Annotated in this window: 24 protein-coding genes; 20 read left to right on the forward strand and 4 right to left on the reverse strand. The window is 42.0% G+C overall.

The genetic code is table 11. The annotated features are described in order from the left end of the window. Positions 1 to 101: 101 nt before the first annotated feature. The 5 genes from ABWK04_08855 to purC all read left to right on the forward strand — a co-directional run bounded on the left by ABWK04_08855 (position 102) and on the right by purC (position 5,251). Positions 102 to 659, forward strand: coding sequence for a flavin reductase family protein (locus ABWK04_08855; GenBank protein MEZ0361981.1), 558 nt, complete (start codon positions 102 to 104; stop codon positions 657 to 659). Positions 660 to 891: 232 nt separating this feature from the next. Next, positions 892 to 2,409, forward strand: coding sequence for a YifB family Mg chelatase-like AAA ATPase (locus tag ABWK04_08860; GenBank protein ID MEZ0361982.1), 1,518 nt, complete (start codon positions 892 to 894; stop codon positions 2,407 to 2,409). Positions 2,410 to 2,411: 2 nt separating this feature from the next. Further along, a complete protein-coding gene (locus ABWK04_08865; GenBank protein ID MEZ0361983.1) occupies positions 2,412 to 3,146 on the forward strand; it encodes a 6-carboxyhexanoate--CoA ligase in 735 nt (244 codons plus the stop codon). A 116-nt stretch (positions 3,147 to 3,262) separates the two neighbouring features. After that, the gene (locus tag ABWK04_08870; GenBank protein MEZ0361984.1) at positions 3,263 to 4,510 is read left to right on the forward strand and encodes an outer membrane protein transport protein; all 1,248 of its coding nucleotides are present in this window, start codon (positions 3,263 to 3,265) and stop codon (positions 4,508 to 4,510) included. A 42-nt stretch (positions 4,511 to 4,552) separates the two neighbouring features. Beyond that, positions 4,553 to 5,251: a phosphoribosylaminoimidazolesuccinocarboxamide synthase gene (gene purC / locus ABWK04_08875; GenBank protein ID MEZ0361985.1), complete on the forward strand. Its 699-nt coding sequence runs from the start codon at positions 4,553 to 4,555 to the stop codon at positions 5,249 to 5,251. Here purC and ABWK04_08880 read toward each other — a convergent pair. Next, on the reverse strand, positions 5,242 to 5,721 hold the full coding sequence (locus ABWK04_08880; protein MEZ0361986.1) for a C39 family peptidase: 480 nt from the start codon (positions 5,719 to 5,721) through the stop codon (positions 5,242 to 5,244). The genes purC and ABWK04_08880 overlap by 10 nt on opposite strands. Beyond that, on the reverse strand, positions 5,718 to 6,110 hold the full coding sequence (locus ABWK04_08885; GenBank protein MEZ0361987.1) for a PA2779 family protein: 393 nt from the start codon (positions 6,108 to 6,110) through the stop codon (positions 5,718 to 5,720). The genes ABWK04_08880 and ABWK04_08885 overlap by 4 nt, the downstream gene beginning before the upstream one ends. 169 nt (positions 6,111 to 6,279) lie before the next feature. Here ABWK04_08885 and ABWK04_08890 point away from each other — a divergent pair, with 169 nt between their 5' ends. From ABWK04_08890 to ABWK04_08945, 12 genes are all read left to right on the forward strand, one after another. Then, positions 6,280 to 6,648 carry a hypothetical protein gene (locus tag ABWK04_08890; protein MEZ0361988.1) on the forward strand — a complete coding sequence of 123 codons (369 nt, stop codon included), beginning with the start codon at positions 6,280 to 6,282 and terminating at the stop codon, positions 6,646 to 6,648. 10 nt (positions 6,649 to 6,658) lie between these two features. Next, the gene (locus ABWK04_08895) at positions 6,659 to 6,973 is read left to right on the forward strand and encodes a hypothetical protein (GenBank protein MEZ0361989.1); all 315 of its coding nucleotides are present in this window, start codon (positions 6,659 to 6,661) and stop codon (positions 6,971 to 6,973) included. Positions 6,974 to 6,985: 12 nt separating this feature from the next. Beyond that, on the forward strand, positions 6,986 to 7,189 hold the full coding sequence (locus ABWK04_08900; GenBank protein ID MEZ0361990.1) for a hypothetical protein: 204 nt from the start codon (positions 6,986 to 6,988) through the stop codon (positions 7,187 to 7,189). Continuing rightward, positions 7,186 to 9,273, forward strand: coding sequence for a heavy metal translocating P-type ATPase (locus tag ABWK04_08905; protein MEZ0361991.1), 2,088 nt, complete (start codon positions 7,186 to 7,188; stop codon positions 9,271 to 9,273). Before ABWK04_08900 ends, ABWK04_08905 begins: the two co-directional genes overlap by 4 nt. A 4-nt stretch (positions 9,274 to 9,277) precedes the next feature. Further along, the gene (locus tag ABWK04_08910; GenBank protein MEZ0361992.1) at positions 9,278 to 9,559 is read left to right on the forward strand and encodes a hypothetical protein; all 282 of its coding nucleotides are present in this window, start codon (positions 9,278 to 9,280) and stop codon (positions 9,557 to 9,559) included. Then, complete coding sequence (locus ABWK04_08915) at positions 9,556 to 9,813, forward strand: hypothetical protein (GenBank protein MEZ0361993.1); 258 nt, start codon at positions 9,556 to 9,558, stop codon at positions 9,811 to 9,813. Before ABWK04_08910 ends, ABWK04_08915 begins: the two co-directional genes overlap by 4 nt. Next, entirely contained in the window at positions 9,797 to 10,135 is a 339-nt protein-coding gene (locus ABWK04_08920; GenBank protein ID MEZ0361994.1) for an SCP2 sterol-binding domain-containing protein, read from the forward strand. The genes ABWK04_08915 and ABWK04_08920 overlap by 17 nt, the downstream gene beginning before the upstream one ends. Before the next feature lie 79 nt (positions 10,136 to 10,214). Beyond that, positions 10,215 to 12,479 (forward strand): TonB-dependent receptor, encoded by a 2,265-nt coding sequence (locus ABWK04_08925; protein MEZ0361995.1) that lies wholly within the window; start codon positions 10,215 to 10,217, stop codon positions 12,477 to 12,479. 1 nt (position 12,480) lies between these two features. After that, positions 12,481 to 12,912, forward strand: a complete 432-nt coding sequence (locus ABWK04_08930) for a MotA/TolQ/ExbB proton channel family protein (protein ID MEZ0361996.1) — start codon at positions 12,481 to 12,483, stop codon at positions 12,910 to 12,912. Continuing rightward, complete coding sequence (locus tag ABWK04_08935; protein MEZ0361997.1) at positions 12,909 to 13,334, forward strand: biopolymer transporter ExbD; 426 nt, start codon at positions 12,909 to 12,911, stop codon at positions 13,332 to 13,334. Before ABWK04_08930 ends, ABWK04_08935 begins: the two co-directional genes overlap by 4 nt. Next, complete coding sequence (locus tag ABWK04_08940) at positions 13,331 to 14,080, forward strand: TonB family protein (GenBank protein ID MEZ0361998.1); 750 nt, start codon at positions 13,331 to 13,333, stop codon at positions 14,078 to 14,080. Before ABWK04_08935 ends, ABWK04_08940 begins: the two co-directional genes overlap by 4 nt. Position 14,081: 1 nt before the next feature. Continuing rightward, the gene (locus ABWK04_08945; protein MEZ0361999.1) at positions 14,082 to 15,665 is read left to right on the forward strand and encodes an alkaline phosphatase D family protein; all 1,584 of its coding nucleotides are present in this window, start codon (positions 14,082 to 14,084) and stop codon (positions 15,663 to 15,665) included. Here ABWK04_08945 and ABWK04_08950 read toward each other — a convergent pair. After that, positions 15,657 to 15,863 (reverse strand): hypothetical protein, encoded by a 207-nt coding sequence (locus ABWK04_08950; protein MEZ0362000.1) that lies wholly within the window; start codon positions 15,861 to 15,863, stop codon positions 15,657 to 15,659. The two genes, ABWK04_08945 and ABWK04_08950, sit on opposite strands and share 9 nt — an antisense overlap. Before the next feature lie 110 nt (positions 15,864 to 15,973). Here ABWK04_08950 and ABWK04_08955 point away from each other — a divergent pair, with 110 nt between their 5' ends. From ABWK04_08955 to ABWK04_08965, 3 genes are read left to right on the forward strand one after another with little or no spacing between them, the layout of a single operon-like run. Then, positions 15,974 to 17,545, forward strand: coding sequence for an MlaD family protein (locus ABWK04_08955; GenBank protein MEZ0362001.1), 1,572 nt, complete (start codon positions 15,974 to 15,976; stop codon positions 17,543 to 17,545). A gap of 33 nt (positions 17,546 to 17,578) precedes the next feature. Further along, the gene (locus ABWK04_08960) at positions 17,579 to 18,658 is read left to right on the forward strand and encodes an aminopeptidase (GenBank protein ID MEZ0362002.1); all 1,080 of its coding nucleotides are present in this window, start codon (positions 17,579 to 17,581) and stop codon (positions 18,656 to 18,658) included. Next, a complete protein-coding gene (locus ABWK04_08965; protein ID MEZ0362003.1) occupies positions 18,616 to 19,335 on the forward strand; it encodes a Crp/Fnr family transcriptional regulator in 720 nt (239 codons plus the stop codon). The genes ABWK04_08960 and ABWK04_08965 overlap by 43 nt, the downstream gene beginning before the upstream one ends. 87 nt (positions 19,336 to 19,422) lie before the next feature. Here ABWK04_08965 and ABWK04_08970 read toward each other — a convergent pair. Next, positions 19,423 to 19,685, reverse strand: a 263-nt coding sequence (locus tag ABWK04_08970; GenBank protein ID MEZ0362004.1) for a hypothetical protein, incomplete at its 5' end; no start/stop codon positions are given.

Here is a 19,685-nt window from a genome sequence, read left to right on the forward strand (position 1 = left end):
ATTAGATAATAAAAACGTTACCTTTTTTGCAAATTTTATTGTATGTTGAGAGATTTTAGCCAAACTTGAACCTTAATTTGGGATATTTTATATTATATTGCATGCTTTTTGATATGGAAAATCCAGAAGGTTTTGACCCTTATCATGTACTTACCAATTTGGTGATCCCCAGACCTATAGCCTGGGTCTCAAGTGTAAGTTCTGAGGGTATCCCAAACCTTGCTCCTTTTAGCTTTTATAACGCGGTGTGTGACGAACCGCCTGTGGTAATCATATCTGTCTCCAAAAGAGAGGATGGAAGAAGGAAGGACACTGCCAGGAACATATTGGAAACAAAAGAGTTTGTTATAAATTTTGTTTCTGAAGAGTTTCTTGAGCTTGTAAAGAAGAGCTCAGAAGACTATCCGCCCCATATAAGCGAGTTTGAGACTTTGGGAATTCAAAAAGCAAGGTCTTATAGGGTAAAGGTGCCAAGGGTTGCTAAGGCAAAGGCTTGGCTTGAGTGCGTGCTTATAAAACATGAGGAACTTTTTAACTACGACCTTATATTTGGCAGGGTTGTTTTCGCGGGAGCTGAAAGCTTAAACTATGAGGTTCTAAAGCCCTTGGGCAGGCTCTCGGGAAGGTTCTGCAAAATCATTGAGATAGCTCAAGGATAGAAGAACTTTAAGAGTACATAGGCGTACACAGGGTGAGGAATCGGTTCATGTTAGCATCCCCTTTCTAAAAAAAGCTATAGCCAGTCAGATCTTTCAACTCACAACCTCTGCTCGCAGGATGAAAAATATCACTCTATTTCCTTAAACTTTATCCTTAGATTTTCTTAAAGCAAGCCTTGAAGGGTTTGGTATAGAATTTCTCACCTGGCGTATTATCTACTATAATTAAACCATGTTTTGTAGGATAAAAAGCGGAGGCGTGCTTGGTATAGATGGCTTTGAGGTAGATGTGGAAATTGATGTAGCTCCAGGACTTCCACAGTTTGCTGTAGTTGGGCTTCCGGACAAAGCGATAAACGAAGCTAAGGATAGAGTAAGGTCCGCTTTAAAAAATGCCGGATATACCATACCTCCTAAAAAGATAACGGTGAATCTCTCGCCTTCATACTTGAAAAAACAGGGAACACTCTATGACCTTCCCATAGCGGTGGGCATACTGCAGACGCTGGATGTGTTGCAAGTACCTGAAGATACGGTGATATTAGGTGAGCTTTCCCTCGACGGAAAGATAAATAAGGTAAACGGTGTACTACCTATAGTGCTTTCCTTAAAGGAAAGAGGATACAGAAAGTTCTTTGTACCTGAAAGTAATGTATTTGAAGGTGGTATAGTTGAAGGGGTAGAGGTTTACGGTTTTAGCAGTATAAAAGAGCTTGTAGAGTATTTGAAGGGTGAAAGGACAAAGCCGGCTGTGAAGGTGGATGTTGAGAGCCTTCTCAAAGACAGTGAAAGCTTTGAGATGGATCTTGGTGATGTTTATGGGCAGACCCTTGCAAAAAGGGCTGTTGAGATCAGCTGTGCAGGAATGCATAATTTACTGTTTATAGGACCTCCCGGTACAGGTAAAAGCATGCTTGCCAAGAGAATGATAACAGTTATGCCACCTTTAACTCTTGAAGAAGCGCTTGAAATAACGAGGATATACAGTGTAGCGGGGCTTTTGACTAGTGCTTTAATAACGAAAAGACCTTTCAGATCACCACACCACACAGCTTCGGATGTAGCCCTCATCGGCGGTGGAACTTTCCCTATGCCTGGTGAGATAAGCTTAGCTCATAGAGGAATCCTATTCCTTGATGAGATGGTAGAGTTTAGCAGGAAAACTCTTGAAGTACTCAGACAACCTATAGAAGATGGTTACGTAAATATAACCAGGGTAGGCGGAAGAGTAAGATTTCCTGCACAGTTTTTATTGGTCGGAGCCATAAACCCTTGCCCTTGTGGAAATTACGGAAACCCCTTTAAAGTATGCACATGCAGTCCATCACAAATAAGAAACTACCAATCTAAGTTATCTGGACCAATACTTGATCGTATAGATCTCAAGGTGTGGGTAGATCCCGTGGATAAGGAGGAACTTTTGGGTATGAAAAGTGGTGAAACATCAGCTCAAATTAGAGAGAGAATACGAAAAGCTTTTGACATCCAGAGGGAAAGGTTCAAAAACAAACCTATTTTCTTCAATGGGAGAATGAGTGAAAAGGATGTGGAAAGATATTGCCTGATGGATAAAGATGCAAAGATCTTTTTAAGTGACGCTATGGAGAAACTAAACCTAACCGGGAGGTCTTACATGAGACTTTTAAAGGTTTCAAGAACTATAGCCGATTTAGAAGGAGACGAGATCATAAGGACACATCACCTATCCGAAGCTTTGCAGTTTAGGGTTGAAGAGAGGCTCCTTGTCTGATCATGCGTAGCGTTAGGATGAGAGCAGAACTTGACGGAAGGCACGTTTCTGGTGCAGAAAGGATAATTCCCCATTACGAGCTTGAAAAGGTAGTTGTTGAGCTTTTAAAAAGACCAAAAAGGTATGACAAGATAGTCATAACCGTTGAGAGAGTTGAAAGTCTTGAAGTCATACCCAAATCTCTTCCCATAAAAAGTTACGACTTTGCGAACGTATCACAAGCCCACGAATTTGTCATAAAAAAGCTGAAAGATGCGGGTATAAGTGAAGAGATAACAAAAAAGGCGTTGAAATTGCTAAGTGAAGGACCAAACCCTAAGGGTGGAAATATGAGAGGTGCTGTACTTATGGATGTAAAGACTGGAGAAAGGCTTGAGCCTGATCAAGAAAGGGGTATAAGGACAACAAGGATAGATTGGAGAAATCGTAACGCAGTAAAAGAAGCTCTGAAGGAAAGAGGCATAAAAAAAGTTTATCTGGAAAGGCTCGTAGATGCCCTCGCTATAGCTACAAAGAATATACATTGCGGTATTATAGCGGAAATATGCTGGAGTGACGATCCAGAATACATAACAGGTTATATAGCGAGCAAGGAACTCGGTTATGTAAGAATAAAACCTATGAAGGAAGAGAACGTACCCATAGGGGGTAGAGTTTACTTTGTAAACAGGACAGACCTACAGAAGCTTATAGAATGCCTGGAAAGGAAAGTGATGCTCATAGAACAGCTTTTTTAGGAATTTCTTATACCATTATATAAATTTGGCTTAAAACGTTATAAGCAAGTTGAATGATTTTAATACACTTTGCCCTTATAATGTAAAGAGTCAATACCTAAAAGGGAGGTAGTAAGATGAAGAAGTTTCTCTTGCTTTCAGGACTTCTCTCCGTAGCGGGGCTTTCCTTTGCTACCAATGGAGACAACCTCATTGGAGTATCACCAGCTTCAAGAGGTATGGGTGGTATAGGCGTAGGTATGCCGGTAGGTCCCACAGATGCCATATTTAGAAACCCAGCATGGATGAGTTACTACAAGGGCTTTAATTTGAGCTTTGGCGGAATACTCTTTATGCCTCACGTGAAAGGTAAAAGTAACGTAACACCTCTTGGTCCAGCACCTTCCCCTGTAGAGGAAACGAGCCAGGCTAAAACCTTCGTAGTTCCTGAAGTGGGTATAGTTCACCAGATAAACGATAAGCTCACTTTCGGTATAGGTGCCTTTGGTGTTTCCGGTATGGGTGTAGATTATAGGAACAAGAACCCTCTGCTTGCAAATATGCACACTACCTTGCAGTTCATGAGGATCATTTCAGCTGTCGCTTACAAAGTAAATAATGCAATATCCATATCAGGTGCGATACACATAGCCTACGGCTCGCTGGACATGGGAGCTAATATGTGCCAACCCTTCACTACAAACTGTTGGAATGCGGGGGGAGGACAGTCTCAAACTTACGGTATAGGTGCGCAGGTAGGTATAGCGTACGATATGAACGATTTTGTCTTTGCAGGTTTGACTTATCAAAGCCCAGTCTCTATGACCTATAAAAGGGTTTTTGATAGCAACGGTGACGGAAGGTTTGAAGATCTCAAGCTTACACAACCTCAGGAGTTTGCCTTCGGTGTAGGTGTAAAACCTATGCAGAACCTCAAGGTGGGATTGGACATAAGGTGGATAAATTGGAAAAACGCAAAAGGTTATAAAGAGTTCCAGTGGAAAGATCAATGGGTGATAGCTCTTGGTGGTGAGTACAGACCCATCCCCAAGTTGGCTCTAAGGGCAGGTTACAACTATGGTAAATCTCCCATAAGGGGAGGCGCTAAGAACCTCATGAACGCCAATAACATTCCAAACTTTGCGGTACCTTTTAGCGACTTTAATGTGGCTTTCTTTAACCTTATAGGTTTTCCTGCAGTTGCGGAACAGCACATAACCTTAGGTTTGGGATACGAGTTTACTAAGACCTTCAGCGTGGATTTGGCATACAAACATGCCTTCGAAAAGACAGTTACCGCAACGGACAACATGGGTTTTGGCTTTGTAGTTCAAGGTAAGAACGCTCAGGACGCTGTATCTGTTGGTCTCAATTGGAAGTTCTAAGCTATCTTGCGGGGGAACCTCTCCCCGCCTATAATGTTATTCATGGAAAAGCTTTACGAAGGCAAAGCCAAGATAGTTTACAAAACGGAAGACCCAGACAGATACATACTTTACTTTAAAGATACAGCTACAGCCTTTGACGCTACAAAAAAGGCGTATATAGAAGGTAAAGGAGATCTTAACAACACCATATCAAGCATCATCTTTGAAATACTTGAGAAAAAAGGAATAAAAACCCATTTTATACGTAAACTCTCCAATAGGGAGATGCTCGTTTGGAGAGCCAAAAGATTTGATGTGGAAGTGGTGGTTAGAAACATAGCAGCGGGAAGTATATGCAAGAGACTCGGTTTAGAAGAAGGTAAAGCTTTTGAAAGACCTATAGTAGAATTCTTTTATAAAAACGATGCTCTTCACGATCCTCTATTGTGCCATGAGCATATTCTCTTACTTAACCTTTTAACAGAGGAACAAATACACTTGCTTAGGAACATGGCTCTTAAGGTGAACGAAGTACTCAAAACCTTCTTTAAAGAACACGGGCTTTTGCTTGTAGACTTTAAACTTGAGTTTGGTGAATTACCTGATGGGAATTTGGCTGTTGTGGATGAAATATCCCCTGATACATGCAGGCTGTGGGATGAAAAGACTGGAGAAAAACTGGACAAAGATAGATTCAGGTTTGACCTTGGAGACCTGCTTGAAGGATACAGAAAAGTGCTTGAAAAAATTCACGGGTAGATGACAAGCCCTACCCTTCCCATTTTTGCCCACTTTCTATCAAGTTCAGCGTAACCAAAAGCCTTTTTGCTTTCGTAACCCGTATGTGCATATATACGATCTTTATCATAACCGATTACTACAATATAGTGAGGAACGCTTACCCACATAAAACCCATATCAACAAGTAAAATCACAGGTCTCCCTTCATCTATATACCTTTTCACATCTTCAAGACTTCCCTGAAAGAGTCTTGTTTTAAAGCCCAGCTTTTTTGCGTAATTTTCAAGATCCGTTATGAGAGCACCTTTGAGCTTAGGCTCATAAATCGCTTTAGCTATTTCATCCTGAGTTTGATTAACTCCGTAGTATTCAAAGACACTGCTCAAGGATGCAGGACCGCAATAATCATCTTTCTGTTTGACAAAAGGCACATCAAGGATCTTTAAAGAAAGGAGAAAGGGGAAGAGAAGGGCTAAAGATCTTTTCACCTTATGATGATCTCTTTATTCAGCAGTTTCAAGAGTATGACTATAAGTATGAGGAGAACGACCACAGCTATGGCTACTCCTATACCGTCACCACCTGCCAATACTTTGTCAGAAGCTTTTGCCAGCATGTGTATCTGCTCATCGTTAAGTTCAGAAAGCTTTTTCTGTATCTCCTCTTTACTAAGACCGTATGCCTTTAATTTCTCTTGTAGGATCTTGCTTTCAAGAGCTCTCTGTATCTTTTGCATATCCTGATCCCTTCGGGAAATTACCGTATCAAAAGCAGGTTTTGATTCTACAAGACCTGCAAGAGCAGGTACGCTATTCGTAAAGAAAAAAGTACCGGTAATACCAAGTACAAGAGCTGGCTTCCTTAGATACTTCATCATAGCCAATACCCCCAGTGCAGTTTTGAAATATTATACTTCAATTTTTTAAAAAAGCAGTAATTTATATATTGGCTTTCCTTCCGCCTCAAAGATTTGTGGAGAGATATTCTGATCTTTGCCTTTCTTAACAAATTCTTAATAAGGTTATGATAAATTACAAAGAAGAATAATGATCGAATACGTAGCCAGAAAGCAAGGAGAAGCGCGACTCTACTTTAGCACAAGAGAAGGCAGGAACCTTTTTGCCCGTTTTACGGCGGAGTTGGAGGGGGTTTTAGGGGTTGAATACAAGGAAAATACTACGACACTGCTTATAAAGTTTCAAGAGGGCAGTTTTGCTCAAAGACTTATAGAGAGTTTAAAACCTAAAGAGGTTCATATAAATAAAGAAGACCTGCACTTCTACATACAGCCTCTATTGAAACATCCTGCGGTAAAGCTGGGCTTTAGCCTTTTCATGTTAGGCTTGCCTGCGGGACTTATTTCCTTTGGTTTTTGTAGCATGTTTTTGATACCCTATCTAAAAACTAAATTTTAGGAGGTGGTATATGCTAAACTTTAACTTGCCTTCCACTGTAGGTGGATGCCTTTCTACCAACATGCTTCTTTATGGTTTTGGTACTCTTGCTGGTCTTGTAGTTCTGAGCAAAATAATGAAGGATGCAAGACCTTTACTTGTCTCTACCACAAAGGAAGTAATAGCCTTTCAGCAGTGGCTGAGCGGAAACATGGAGGAGGGCAAGGAGTTCTGGGAGGATGTAATTTCAGAAGCCAGGCACCTTTACAGGCTTGAGGTGGAGAAAAAGCTGGAAATCTTGCAGAAACAGCAGGAGATACTCCAGAGGATAAAGGAAAGAATATGAGGAGGTAAAAAGATGAACGGAGTTGCTTCAGTGCTTGGAAGGTTTTTCTGCTCCGGACCCTTTAGCTTTGCCTTAGGCTTTGGCTTGGGCGTGCTTGCCCTTTACATGTTAGATAGGGCAAAGGAAAAAAGAAGGTTTGAGGAAACCCAACGGGAAATAGAGGCTATGGTAAAAGCCCTTGAGCTGAAGCTCCAGCAGGAAAACAGGCAAGAATGATACCCTACAGGCTGGAAAACCTTTCACCGGGCAGGCTCAGGCTCAGCTCCTACCTCTTCCAGCACCTGCACTATCCTGAAGAGGTTCTGAAAGAGAGCTTTTCTCGTTTTGGCGGTGTGAAGAAGGTGTCCTACTCAAAAAGGAGCGGAAGGCTCCTCTTAGAGTATGAGCCAGACAGCTTTGACCTTATTGAGTTTTTAAACTACCTTGCCTCCACCGCAAGAGAGCTTTTTTTAAGAGACCTTTCCCTGCTGAAGGTGGAGAAAAGGAGGGAAGAAACCAAAGCTGGAAGGGGGCTGCTTCTGACCTCTCTTGGCTTTCTGCCCTATCTTGCCAGGGGGCTTCTGCCCAGTCCTCTGCTGTCTGCCATAACGCTTCTCCTTGCAAAGCCCATACTGGAAAAAGGCTTAAGCTCCCTCAAAGCTCTGAAGCCTGACGTGCATTTTCTTGACTCTTCTGCCATAGTGCTTTCAAGCCTTACGGGAAGCCCTCTGTCCGCTCATACTATGGTGTTCTTGCTTGTCCTCGGAGACTATCTTTCGGAAAAAGTGGAGAAAAAAGCCTACGCGGAAATAGAAAGGCTCTTTTCTTACAGAGAGGATACCGCGTGGCTTGTAATCGGAGATGGACAAGCTATCAAGGTAAAAGCTTTAGATTTAAAAAGCGGAGACCTTATTGTGGTCTATGCGGGGGAGAAGATACCCGCAGACGGGTTGGTGCAGGAGGGTGATGCCCTCGTCAATCAGGCTTCTCTTACAGGGGAGTCAAACCCTGTTCATAAGAAGGCGGGCGATAAGGTCTATGCGGGCACCTTTGTAGAGGACGGAAAGCTCTACATAAGGGTGGAGGAGGTGGGTGAGGAGACGGTGGTGGCAAAGATAGCAAGGCTGGTGGAGGAAAGCATAAAGGAACCCATAGGCCTGCAAAGACTTGCAGAAGAGACGGCCAGCAGGATGGTGCTCCCCACCTTAGCCCTTGGTCTTGGCACCTTTGCCCTGAGCGGGCAGGTAAGCAGGCTAACCTCTACTCTAATAATAGACTACCATACAGGCATACACCTTTCTACACCTCTGGCGGTACTATCCAGTATATCTTATGCATCTACCTACGGTGTTCTCATAAAAAGTGGTAGCAAGTTAGAAACCTTATCAAGGGTGGATACTTTCGTGTTTGACAAAACAGGCACTCTCACTATAGGAAGTCCTCAAATAGAAGATGTGGTTGGAATTGAATTAAGTCTGGAAGATACACTCCTCTACGCTGCATCTTTAGACCAAAGGATAACCCATCCTGTGGCTAAGGCTATAGTAAAGCTTGCACAGGAAAGGGGGCTTGAGCTTATGCCAAGGAAAAATTCGCAGTACCATATAGGTCTTGGTGTTGAAGGAGACATATCTGGCGAGAGGTATTTGTTAGGTAGCACGCGCTTCATGCAGAAGAAACGCATTAAGATAGACCCGGAAATAAGGGATATGGTGGATAGGTTTCACGCGGAAGCCAAATCCGTGCTTTATTTGGTAAAAGACAGGAAGATAGTAGGACTTTTAACCTTTAAGGACCCACTGAGAGAGGAGGCAAAGGATGTAGTAGCTGAACTAAAGAGAAGAGGCAAGAGAGTTGTACTGTGTACAGGAGACAATGAAGGTATCGCAAAGTATATAGCAGAAGAGTTGGGCATAGATGAGTTTTATGCGCGCGTATTTCCTGCGGAAAAAGCGAAGATTGTGGAAGAGCTAAAGGGAAAGGGTAGAATAGTAGCCTTTGTTGGTGATGGAGTGAATGACTCTCCAGCTTTGACTTCCGCCCACGTAGGTATTTCCCTACGAAGCGGTACAGACATAGCCATAGAAGTGGCAGATATAGTGATAGGAGATAGCCTCTGGCACTTAATAGATGTCGTGGAGCTTTCGGAATATACGATGGAAAAGCTAAGGAAGATATATGCCATAAATACATTTGCCAACACGGTAGGTTTATTCGGCTCTGTGGTGGGTCTTTTTGGACCTACTATTTCTACTCTTATAAATAACGGCGTTACCGTAGCCTTAAGTATATACTCAATAAAAAAAACCAAAAGGAGGTAGTATCATGGAAGAAAGAAAAGACTTAGCTCAGGAGTTAGAAAAAATAAAGCAAGAGCTGGAAGAACTAAAGAAGAAGTTGGGAGCTACAGAAGAAAAAAGCCTCAAAGAACTACCATCAGAGGCTCTAAACAAGGTGTTAGACTTAAGCAAAGATATCGTTAAAACCGCAGCGGAGATAGGTGAAAAGGCTCTTAAGGTAGTCAAATACTCAGTAGAGGGTGCGGTAGAAGGTGCAAAGAAGGCTTTTAAGGAAGAACAAAAAGAAGAGGAGAAAAAACAAGAATGAACTTTATTAAAACAAGAAGCGGAAGGTATTTAAACGCCCTCCACCTAATATCTCTTTCTGTGGAGGAAACAAAGATAGAGGTGGAGGGCAAGAAAAGGATAGTGTATAAGGTGGTGGCTTACATGAGCCAGCCTTTGCTTCCTGCGGTACTCGGAATATACTCCACCGAGGAAAGAGCCTTTGAGGTGTTAGAGGAAATAATAAGAAGGTTATCTCAAGATGAGAAGGTTATAAGTCTTGAGAGCGAGTACTGAAGAAGTATTAAGGGAGCTGAAACTTTTAGCCCATCATACGCAGGAAAAGCACAAGGAAGCCTTCAAAAAGATAAAGGAGCCTATCCTTCTTGAAGTAAGGTTAGAAGACGGTAAAAACTTCTATTTTCTCATAAATCAAGAAGGCATACATTTCGTAGAAGACTCAATAAAAGTAAAAAACAAGGTAATAGTAGCATACAAAGACCTTCTAAGACTTATAGAAAAGCCCTCAAAAGTGGTGAGGTATCTTTTAGAAGGCAGGTTAAGAGTAGAAGGAGACTATCTTAACGTGCTTGATACTCTAAATAGACTCTTTGTTTAAAAAACTTTAACGGACGCTTAACAGAATCTTAACAAAAAATCAGTAGTATATAGAACGAAATCGTAGAGGAGGTAAAACGATGAGAAGGTGGTACCTCATCGGTGCTGTTCTGTCTCTTAGCTGTTTGAACGCGCTGGCTCAAGAAACCCAGATACAGGTAGAAGTGAAAGAAAAGAGGAGTGAGGAAGAAAGACAAAAACTACCTGTTGAGAAAAAAACCGCAACTCCGCGCACAGAAACCACTATAAAAGGCGAAGAGCTTACAAAACAGTCGGGTGCGGGCTCCGTAAATATCTTCAAAGCGGTAGAACTCACACCATCCTTGAACGTGCAGACGGACGACCCTTACGGTCTTGGTGGAGGCTCTATTAGAATAAGGGGCTTTGATAACACGCAGATAGGCGTATCATTAGACGGTATGCCTTTAAACGACTCGGGAAACTTTGCCCTATATCCTCATGAGTACGTGGATGTAGAAAACCTTGAAAGCATCACAGTAGAGAGGGGAGCAGTAGGAAAGAGGTCACCTTTCTACGTAGATATAGGTGGCTCAATAAAACTTAGGGTAAAACCTCCGAGTAACAAACTAAGGTATAGCTATAACCTTTCCGCGGGTAGCTTCAGCTTTGTTAGAGAGTACCTTAGGCTTGATACGGGACTGATACCGAAGATAAACCTTAAGGGTTTCATCTCCTTTTCGCATACCAGCGCTGAAAAGTGGAAAGGTCCTGGTAAAAACCCGGACTACAGGGACCACTTAGCCTTTGGACTTGCTCAAAATCTAGGAAGGCTAAGGTGGGAGTTCTACTTTGACAACAACGCTCAAACTAACTATTTCTACAGGGGATTAAACTATGCACAGGCTATGGATTTGGATAGATACAGAAGGTTTGACTACACGGACAGGCTCATATTCCCAGGTGGCAACGGTACAGTTCACAACAACCCAGCTATAAGGGATAACAACCTTAACTATTACAAGTTTTATAAAAACCCCTACATAAACAGGGAGGCAAGAGCGAACATAGAACTGGACGTGGCAAAGAACATAACGCTAATCCTAAAGCCTTACTATTGGTACGGAAGGGGAAGTGGCACATCAGCCACCACCTTTACCTCTGGTGGGAATACCTATATAGCCTTCAGAGAGTCCTTTAACTACACGGATAGACCAGGAGTCATCACAGAGTTAAGGTTTGACGTGCCTTACGGAGAGCTCTATGCGGGTTATTGGTACGAAAGGTCAGAGCTAAAACAGTGGCAGCCTTCAAGACCGGTGAGGGTAAACCCTAATGACTCCTTTACCCTCTTAACTAATACAGTTGGAACACCCCGCTTTCAATACAACTACATACAAAAGACCATAACAACTACCAACACGCCATACGTATTTACGGACTTAAGAAGCCTCTTTGGAGGCAGGATAGACCTAAATCTCGGCTTGAGATTTGCTCAGGTAAAAAGAGATTTTACAAACTACTCTACTCAGGGTCTGCCTTACCTTCCAGAGGACAACATATTTGACTATCCGAATCTTAAAAAAGACAGTAATACCTCTTACATAAAGACCTACAGACGCATCTTGCCCAACATCGGTATAGGCATCAAGCTTTCAAATGTGGTGTATCCTTACTTCGCATACGCTAAGAATTTCAGGGTTCCACAGAACTTTATAGGAGCCATACCAACGAACATAAGCGCGCAGTTTGTAGCAGACCAGTTAAAGCCAGAAGAGTCCGACTCTTATGATATTGGCATAAGGTTTGACTTTGGCGGTATATACATAGTACCTTCCGCTTATTACGTTGACTACAAAAATAGGTTAATAAGGATTGCGGACCCCACGGACCCTAACCTAATATACCTCAGAAATGCAGGAAAGGTAATAGCTTACGGTGCTGAACTGGAGATAGGTGCCAACATCTTCAAAAGTCTTAGTCTATACAGCTCTTTTTCATACAACGAAGCCAAGTTTAAAGATGAACTCTACTATAGCGGAAATCAACCCATAAACATAAAAGACAAAACTGTTCCAGATACGCCCAAATACATGTTTAAGTTGGGTATGGACTACATGATTTTGGGATTTGATGTAAGACCCAGCGTAATTTACATAAGTTCAAGGTACGGAAATCTTACAAATACGGAAAAAGTGGGAGGTTATACCCTTGCAAACCTCTACATAAGCAGGGATATATACAAGGGATACGCAAATCTATACATCGATATCAGAAACCTATTTGATAAGAAGTACATAGGCAGGATATCGGTAGGAGATACTAGCGGAACATACTACGTGGGTGCGCCCTTCAGTGTGGCTGTTGGTTTAAAAGGGAGTTTCTGAGATGGGCCTCGAGCTTTTACACAAGATTGTTTTTGTAGGTATGTTTCTTATGTTCTTGGCTTCTAATTACGTGATAGTGCTTAAGTTTTTACAGTTAAGAAGAAGACCGCAAACATCTCCTCAAGAAGCTTATGAGTGGATGCACCTTTTTAGAGAAGGTCTTTGGTGGCTTGACTTTTCTGCAACTACCGCTCCCCTCGTAGGACTGCTGGGTACCATAATAGCACTTATAGAAGCCTTCAACAAACTTACACAGCTTGGTGTATCCAATGCTTCTCAAATAAGCTCTGCCATAGGCTTTGCCCTGGTAGCAACAGCGGTAGGAATCCTTCTCTCTCTTTGGAATTATCTTTTCTTCAAGCTCTTCTCTTCACGACTACACCAGTACAGAGAACGCATAAAAGCCACAATACTCCAAGAGGTATTAAAATGATGGAAAAGCTTAAGTTATTAATACTCCTCTTGGAAGAAGAGCAAGAGGGCAAAGAGGAAATACAGATAGTACCAACTATAGATGTGATGCTGTTTCTTTTAGTGTTTTTTATCCTCTATACCCTCAACGTAATACCCCTTTTCCAGCAGTCTATCCTACTTCCAGCTACAAAGACAGCTCAAGAGGAGAGAAAATCAAAAATTTTACGGGTGTATATTGACCAGGAGGGAAGAGTGAAGGCTGAAAATAATTTAGAGGGATTACAGGCTATAAGAAACTATATAAGAGAAAATAGGCAAAATATAGAAAGCGTTTTAATAGTAGCGGACAAGCGCTCAAAAGTAGAGCCTCTTATGCAGGTACTCGACCTTATGAAGATGGAAGGCATATCCAACGTAGGCATTGCAAGTGAGAAAAAATGAACACCTACTTAGAAGACAGAATAAAAGCTTTTATACTTAGCCTTACTGTTAGCTCGCTTTCACTCTTTTTCCTTCTCAAACTTCCTTTAGCCCTCGTAGCATACAAAGAAAGCAAACCTCAGTATATACAGGTTAAACTACTCGAACTTCCGCAGGAAAATACAAAGAAAATAACAAAAGAACCTACAAAAACCACGAAAACAGAAAAATTTATAAGAAAGGAGCCTTCCAAAAGCCAGGCAACAGAAAAACCTAAACTTACACCTATTCAAAACCCACTCATAAAAAGTCCCATAGAAGAGCTCAACGAGAGGGAGGAAGAAATAAAGGAACAGAAACAGGAACAAGCAATACAAAGCCCTTCAGAGAAGACGGGGATAAAAGAAGACAAGGCGAATCCAAAGTTAGAGCAGTCGCACAAACCTGAAAAAGAAGAGACCAGCCCACCTACAAAACCAAATAAGGACCCCTTTGCTGAATACCTTCTCAAAGTAAAGAGGCTTATAGAAGCAAAGAAGGTCTATCCAGAAGAGGCAAAAAGATATGGTGTTGAAGGGAAAGTAACTTTGAGGCTTACTCTGGACAGGGATGGAAGGTTAAAAAATCTTCAGGTAGTGCGTTCAAGCGGAAGCTTCATACTAGACAGAGAAGCTCAAAAACTCATATCATCCCTAAAGTTTCCCCCTTTACCCAGCGGAGAAGAATACACCTTTCAAGTAGTCATAGAATACAAACTGGAGGATTGATATGCTTACGAGGAGAGAGTTTTTAGAGATAGCTGGTTTATCTATCAGCCTCCTGCTACTCCATCCTTTTGTGGCTATTTCAGAAGAGAGCGTGGAGGTCTTTCCTCAAGGTATAGCAAGCGGAGACCCTACCCAAGAGAGCATCCTTCTTTGGGCGCGTATAGAGCCTTCTGTACATGCGAGGTTGTCTAAGAACCTAAAGGTGTATGTACTGTTAGAAGGAAAAGAACTGTATAAGGAGTATGAAGTGCCTACAAATTACATAAGCCCGATGAACGACTATACAGTTAGGTTAAAGATAAGAAACCTGCTACCCGGCAGAACTTACTTTTATGTGTTTGAGTATGCAGGGGTAAAGAGAATGGGAAGGTTCAAAACTTTACCCGATAAGGAAGTGGATAACTATTCCATAGTCTTTATAACCTGTCAGAACTACGAAGATGGATATTATTCAGCCTTTAGACATATCGCGGAGGAAGAAGATATTGGTTTTGTTCTGCACCTTGGGGACGCCATATACGAGTGCATCTACGGAGCAAAGATAGCTGATAGAAAACTAAACCTTCCATCTGGGCAACCATGTGCCATAGGCTTAGAAGACTACCGCCATCTCTACAGAACTTACCTTTCTGACCCTAACTATCAGATAGCGCGCGCTATGCATTCTTTCATATACATATGGGACGACCACGAGTTTGCAAACGACTACTACTATGACTACGATAGGCAGTATTGGGTACCTGTTAGCTATCCTGAAAGCATAAGAAATAATAGAGAGTTTTGTTTAAGGCTAAAAAGAGCTTCCATTAAAGCGTGGTACGAATACACACCTGCGGTGGTAAAATTAAGCGCTGACAGTAAGAATCCTCTTGAATGGATAAGCATATACAGGAATTTCAAAGTAGGAAACCTCGCTCATCTTATATGCACCGACGAACGCTCATACCGGCAAAAGCAGTGTCCTATCAGGTATAGGTCTCCCGGTTGTTCAACACAGATAACTCACACAATGCTGGGAGAGGAACAGAGAAAATGGTTCTTTAGTAGGCTTTCCGAAAGAAACTTTCGCTGGAAAATTTGGGCTAATGAGGTACAGTTTGCTCTTTCAAGGATAGATGGTTTGTATAGTAGTACAGATGCATGGGATGGCTACATAGGTGAAAGAAGCAGGATAATAGAGTTTTTAAAGAATGAAAACATAGATAACCTCATAGTCTTGACGGGTGATAGACATGCCTTTATGGCTTCAGACATTCCAGAAGACTTCAGACCTAGTTATGAAAGGGTTTTAGGAGCTGAGTTCATGACAGGTGCCTTATCCTCTATAAACACTTCAGAAGCAGGCTGGTGGAAGAGAGATTTTCCTCAGTATAAAACTATAGAAGAAATCACAGAGGTGGAATTAACTCAAAACCCTTGGATAAGGTTCTTAAATCAGAAGACGTGGGGATATTCTGTGCTTGAGCTTAGTAAAGAAAAGGTACGTGTTAAGTTTTATTCAGTCGATAAGTATAAAAAACAAGCTCCCAAAAGCTTACTTGCAAGTCTCAGCTATGAGAGAGGCAGACCCTTAATGTTAGAATAACCTGTTTATTGCCTTAGTGATAAGGTTCTCTAACAATCCACCCGCCACAAAGGACCCAATCAGTATGGTTCTGTCCTTTTCTGTAAGAAAAGTGTCCCTTTCTCGCTTTCTTGACTTTTCTCCTCTTTTCAGGAGCTTCCTGCACCCTTCCTTTTCCGCCTCAATCTTGCTTATAAGTTCTTCAACTCTATTTTTCATAGCCGGTATTGATCGTAAAGATAAATTGTTAAGAAATCGTTAAGAAGCTATCCTCTAAGACCAAGCAAAAAAAAATATAACAGATTGCTGAGAAATAATATAATGATAGCATGAGATTTTCCACCGAATTTAAGGTCGGTGCCTTAGTAACTGCTGTTTCTCTTGCTTTTGCCTTCCTCGTGCTGACTTTTGGAGAGATACCCTTTTTCAAGCCTGGCGTTAAAGTTTACAGAGTGTACTTTGACAACGTGGGAGGTCTTTCAAAAGGTGCTGAAGTGAGGGTAGCGGGAATAAAGAGCGGAAAAGTCAGAAGCGTGGAATTAAAAGATGGAAAAGTGGAGGTGATCTTTGAAGTAGACAAAAGTATAAGACTGTACAGAGATGCGAGCGCACAGATAGGTACTCTTGGACTAATGGGTGATAAATACCTCTCTATAAATCCCGGCGACCCATCTTCTGGCACTTTATCTGAAGGGGAGGTTATACAGAAAACGTACGGATACGCCGATACGGATAAGCTTGTGAAAGAGCTTACAAACACATCAGAAGCTGTAAGACTTATGGTGGAAAACTTCCAACTCATACTGACAGAAAACAGGGAAGACATAAGAAAGATAGTCCAAAATCTTGAGGTTCTTTCGGATAATCTCAATAAAATGGCTCTTGAAAACAGGGAGAATCTGAGGGAAACCTTAGCCAATTTGAATATTCTGGTCGCAAACTTGAACAGAAGCCTCCCCTCTACTATAGCTTCCATAGAAAGGCTTTCCAGAGATATTGACAGGTTAGCTCTTGAAAACAGAGAGGACATAAGGGAAAGTGTTGAAAATCTTAGGGATCTGTCCGCAAGTCTCAAAAGCACCTTTCCTGAGCTTGTGAAAAATCTCAACGACCTTTCAAGGAACTTAAACCTCGTGGTTGCGGAAAACAGGGACAACTTGAGAAGTACCACTTCAAACCTCGCAGATCTTACCACTTCACTCAAAAAAAGTTCGGAAGACCTCCACAGAATACTCGCCCGTATAGAGAGAGGGGAAGGTACTCTTGGGAAGCTCATAAAGGATGAAGAGCTCTATACGAACATAACATCGGCTACAAAAACCTTTGCAAAGGCTGGAGAAGTTGCTGATAAAACCAATCTTTACATAGGCTTCAGGGGAGAGCTTTATAAAGGCGGGGATTCTAAAGGTGTGATAAGTGTGACTCTTCAACCCGATAACAGCAAGTATTATTTACTTGAAGTGGTAGGAAATTCAAGAGGTAGAGTTTACAGGGAGGAGATATTACCAAATCAAACCATAGTAAAAAAAGAGTTCAAACCTGAATTCACATTGCAGTATGCGAGAATCTTCCCGCTGTTTGAAGATAAATACGTTGTGCTTAGAGGAGGTCTCAAAGAATCCACTGGAGGCATAGGAGCTGATCTTATATACAGCAACAGGATCACATTTACATCAGACTTATGGGACTTTGGGAGAAGGGACAGACCTCAAGATAAAAACCTCAAACCGAACTTTCAAGTGGGCGTAAACTACAAAGTAAGCGGACCTCTCTTTGTGCGCTTTGGTGGTGATGACCTTCTCAATCCTAAACTCAGAGGCGCTTTTGGTGGTGTAGGACTTCTCTTTACCGACAACGATCTTAAGTACCTACTGGGCGCCTTAAAAATACCCTTGCCTTGAAGGAAATTGATCTAAATTTTATTATTGAGTGCCATGTATGAAGATCATATTTATAGGCTCTACAGGGTGAATATGGATCTCAGAGAATGGGAGAGTATACTTTTGTTAACGGATGACGAGAAGGATTACCTTGTTGAACTTCTATACGAATTTTTGGATGTGGCTAAGCGGATAACTCCTAAGGTAAGGTACTTAGTTTATCCCTCACTGAAAGTACATGGCACAGAACCACCAGAGGAAGTATGGAGGATAACCTTTGGGGATAGCGCAATAAACATGCTCAAAGAAGCAAATCTTCTTGAAAAAGTCCTTAACAAAGAGCCTTATTCGGAGCATGAAGTTATAAGCATCCTCAAAAACTACGCGAATGACGTCCCGCACGTAGTAGTTGCCTTTCCCTACTACTCTACCACACACACCTTTTACAGAAAAGTACTTACAGACAGCTTTAGGGTAAGATACGCATCTATGCCACTTTTTGAACCGAGCATGTTTGAAGGTCCTATGAATGTAAATTGGGAAGCTGTGAGCAGATTAAGTACGGATGTTGCGGACATACTCACAGAAGCGGAGTGGGCTGTAGTGAGAGGGGCTGAAGGTACGAATGTGGAATTCTCGCTAAATGGGAGAAGGGCTATAGCAGATACAGGTATCTTTCACAAAGGTGGAGATTTTGGCAACCTACCCGCAGGTGAAGGTTTTGTAGCACCAATTGAAACATCAGCATACGGGAGGCTCGTGATCACATACGGTCCTAATAGAAAGCTTGAAAGACCTATAAGCCTAAAGTTTAAGGACGGTGCTGTTGAAGAGATAGAAGGCTTTGAGCCATACAGACATACTCTTGAAGATATTTTTAAAAAATACGATCAGGCGAGATTTATAGCCGAGTTCGGCATTGGAACCAATCCTGGAGCAAAAAGGGCTGACAACGTGCTTGAGGCGGAGAAAATATTGGGGACAATCCATATAGCGATAGGAGACAACCACACTTTCGGTGGTAAAAACAAAGTACCTTTTCACACCGATTACGTAGTTTTTCAACCAGAAGTTATAGTAGGAGGTAAAGGATGGCAAAAGAGGCTCTTAGAGAAAGGGAAGATATGCACTTAAAGCTGGACATGCTCAAAAATGTCCACATGTTTGAGGGTCTTGGAGAGGAGGAGCTAAAGGATGCTGTAAAGTATATGCAACTCAAAGAATTTAGGCGGAATGAATACATCTTCTTTGAGGAGGAAGCTGAACCGGGCATATACATACTCGTAGAAGGTCTTATAAAGCTCTTGAAGGAGACGCAAGATGCGAGGATAGTCATAGTCAGGCTCGTTTATCCTGGAGATGTTTTCGGATGGATAGAGTGGGGCAAGAAAGCTCCTAAAAACACATACACGGCAAAATCCATGACCGAATCAAAGGCATTGTATATATCTAACAAAGACTTTATAAACCTCGCTATAAAACATCCTGCTGTAGCTATAAAGATGACCTGCGAAGCCACAGCCAACCTGATACAGACTTACGAGACCCTAAAAAGCATAGCAGGAGGTAAGGTGGAAGAGCGCATCGCAAAGGTACTCTTAGAGATAGCTGACAGGATCGGTAAAAAGTATGAAGACACAATAATCATAGAAGCACCTCTCACAAGGCTTGACATAGCAGAAATGACCGGAACAACTGTTGAAACTACCATAAGGGTTATGAGCAAATGGAAAAAGCAAGGTATTATAAACACAGAAAGAGGCTACATAGAGATCATAAAAAGGAGGGAACTGGAAAAGCTCGTCATTTAGATGAAGCTTTTGTATACTCAATTCCCCAGTCGTGCATAGCGTCAAAGAGTATCCCTTTGCATAGACAGATATCCCACTTATAGACATCTATCTATGCATCGGGTTTAGGGCTGTGCCTGAAAACCCTCTAAAATAAGGATTTTCAGACAGTAAGCCCAGTGCCTTACTCCTGAGGCACTTGAACCGCTCATCAGACAGGTTCTTCAAAAACCTATCCACCTGCCTGACAAGGGCTTGCGGAATACGGCGTAAATGCATCCCCCATCTGACACGGTCAGACAGGTTTCTGGACGCATTCACATCCGCATTCAGCTTCCTACCACATAACCTACACTCAAACTTCTCTTGCG

This window comes from Hydrogenobacter sp. (assembly GCA_041287335.1).
In the GTDB taxonomy this organism is placed as follows: Bacteria; Aquificota; Aquificia; order Aquificales; family Aquificaceae; genus Hydrogenobacter.

Excerpts from the sequence above, each read along its gene's own strand:
- ABWK04_08940 (MEZ0361998.1), top strand. The coding sequence starts at position 13,331 with ATGAACACCTACTTAGAAGACAGAATAAAAGCTTTTATACTTAGCCTT.
- ABWK04_08925 (MEZ0361995.1), top strand. The coding sequence starts at position 10,215 with ATGAGAAGGTGGTACCTCATCGGTGCTGTTCTGTCTCTTAGCTGTTTG.
- ABWK04_08855 (MEZ0361981.1), top strand. The coding sequence starts at position 102 with ATGCTTTTTGATATGGAAAATCCAGAAGGTTTTGACCCTTATCATGTA.
- ABWK04_08895 (MEZ0361989.1), top strand. The coding sequence starts at position 6,659 with ATGCTAAACTTTAACTTGCCTTCCACTGTAGGTGGATGCCTTTCTACC.
- purC (MEZ0361985.1), top strand. The coding sequence starts at position 4,553 with ATGGAAAAGCTTTACGAAGGCAAAGCCAAGATAGTTTACAAAACGGAA.
- ABWK04_08870 (MEZ0361984.1), top strand. The coding sequence starts at position 3,263 with ATGAAGAAGTTTCTCTTGCTTTCAGGACTTCTCTCCGTAGCGGGGCTT.
- ABWK04_08915 (MEZ0361993.1), top strand. The coding sequence starts at position 9,556 with ATGAACTTTATTAAAACAAGAAGCGGAAGGTATTTAAACGCCCTCCAC.
- ABWK04_08890 (MEZ0361988.1), top strand. The coding sequence starts at position 6,280 with ATGATCGAATACGTAGCCAGAAAGCAAGGAGAAGCGCGACTCTACTTT.
- ABWK04_08885 (MEZ0361987.1), bottom strand. The coding sequence starts at position 6,110 with ATGATGAAGTATCTAAGGAAGCCAGCTCTTGTACTTGGTATTACCGGT.
- ABWK04_08930 (MEZ0361996.1), top strand. The coding sequence starts at position 12,481 with ATGGGCCTCGAGCTTTTACACAAGATTGTTTTTGTAGGTATGTTTCTT.
- ABWK04_08960 (MEZ0362002.1), top strand. The coding sequence starts at position 17,579 with ATGTATGAAGATCATATTTATAGGCTCTACAGGGTGAATATGGATCTC.
- ABWK04_08945 (MEZ0361999.1), top strand. The coding sequence starts at position 14,082 with ATGCTTACGAGGAGAGAGTTTTTAGAGATAGCTGGTTTATCTATCAGC.
- ABWK04_08910 (MEZ0361992.1), top strand. The coding sequence starts at position 9,278 with ATGGAAGAAAGAAAAGACTTAGCTCAGGAGTTAGAAAAAATAAAGCAA.
- ABWK04_08860 (MEZ0361982.1), top strand. The coding sequence starts at position 892 with ATGTTTTGTAGGATAAAAAGCGGAGGCGTGCTTGGTATAGATGGCTTT.
- ABWK04_08965 (MEZ0362003.1), top strand. The coding sequence starts at position 18,616 with ATGGCAAAAGAGGCTCTTAGAGAAAGGGAAGATATGCACTTAAAGCTG.
- ABWK04_08900 (MEZ0361990.1), top strand. The coding sequence starts at position 6,986 with ATGAACGGAGTTGCTTCAGTGCTTGGAAGGTTTTTCTGCTCCGGACCC.
- ABWK04_08905 (MEZ0361991.1), top strand. The coding sequence starts at position 7,186 with ATGATACCCTACAGGCTGGAAAACCTTTCACCGGGCAGGCTCAGGCTC.
- ABWK04_08955 (MEZ0362001.1), top strand. The coding sequence starts at position 15,974 with ATGAGATTTTCCACCGAATTTAAGGTCGGTGCCTTAGTAACTGCTGTT.
- ABWK04_08935 (MEZ0361997.1), top strand. The coding sequence starts at position 12,909 with ATGATGGAAAAGCTTAAGTTATTAATACTCCTCTTGGAAGAAGAGCAA.
- ABWK04_08865 (MEZ0361983.1), top strand. The coding sequence starts at position 2,412 with ATGCGTAGCGTTAGGATGAGAGCAGAACTTGACGGAAGGCACGTTTCT.
- ABWK04_08950 (MEZ0362000.1), bottom strand. The coding sequence starts at position 15,863 with ATGAAAAATAGAGTTGAAGAACTTATAAGCAAGATTGAGGCGGAAAAG.